Annotated in this window: 1 protein-coding gene and 1 pseudogene; one reads left to right on the forward strand and one right to left on the reverse strand. The window is 77.3% G+C overall.

Features of this window, described 5'->3' with window-relative positions:
- A partial coding sequence (locus AC51EU_RS30695) for an ROK family protein (RefSeq protein WP_496270361.1) occupies nt 1-705 on the forward strand: 705 nt, incomplete at its 5' end.
- Between the two features lie 6 nt (nt 706-711).
- Here the strand turns inward: AC51EU_RS30695 and AC51EU_RS30700 are convergent.
- Nucleotides 712-896, reverse strand: a pseudogene (locus AC51EU_RS30700) (phosphotriesterase family protein); the annotation flags it as partial.

An 896-nucleotide genomic window follows, 5' to 3' on the forward strand; every position in this document is an offset into this window, starting at 1 on the left:
GCGCCGGTCCGCGCCCTGTTCCGGCGCGCGCTCGCCGACGCCGGTGTCCCGGGCGTCACCGGGGAGATCGGCTTCACCGGCAACGACGTCAACCTGATGGCCCTGGCCGAACACCGCCACGGTGCCGGACGGGGCGCCCGCGACCTCCTGTGCGTCGCCTCCGGCCACCGCGGCGTCGGCGGCGCGCTGGTGCTCGACGGGCGTCTGCACAGCGGCAGTTCGGGACTGGCCCTGGAGGTCGGCCATCTCACCGTCCGCCCCGGAGGCGCGCGCTGCCACTGCGGCAGCCGCGGCTGCCTGGACGTCGAGACGGACCCGCTCGCCTTCCTCGACGCGGCCCGGCGCACCCCCGGCCCCGAGGGCTCCCTCCTCCAGCAGGCCGCCGACCTGCTCCGCCACGAGTACGCCGACCCCGCCGTCCGGGCCGCGGCCGATCTGCTGACCGACCGTCTCGGCCAGGGCATCGCCGCCCTCGTCAACCTCCTCAACCCCGACCGCATCATCCTCGGCGGCCTCCACCGCGTCCTCGTCGAGACCGGCCCCGAGCGGCTGCGCGCGGTGGTCGCCGACCGCAGCCTGTGGGGCCGCAGCGGCGGCGTACCGATCCTGCCGTGCTCCCTGGACCACAACAGTCTCGTCGGCGCGGCGGAACTGGCCTGGCAGCCGGTGCTCGACGACCCGCTGGTGGCGGCCGGGGAGGAGTGACGGCGGTCAGTCGCGGGCCGCGGGCCGCCAGGCCGCCGCGAACGCGCGGGCCGGGTTCGCGGTGAGGAACCCCTCCACCGCCTCGCGCCCCAGCTCCGCCTCCAGCGGCGGACGCTGACGGAGCAGCAGGTGCGGCATCCCGGGACCGCCGTCCACCGACCGCCCGCCCGCCGTCGTGGTGTCCGCGCCCA

This window comes from Candidatus Streptomyces philanthi, from assembly GCF_059553635.1.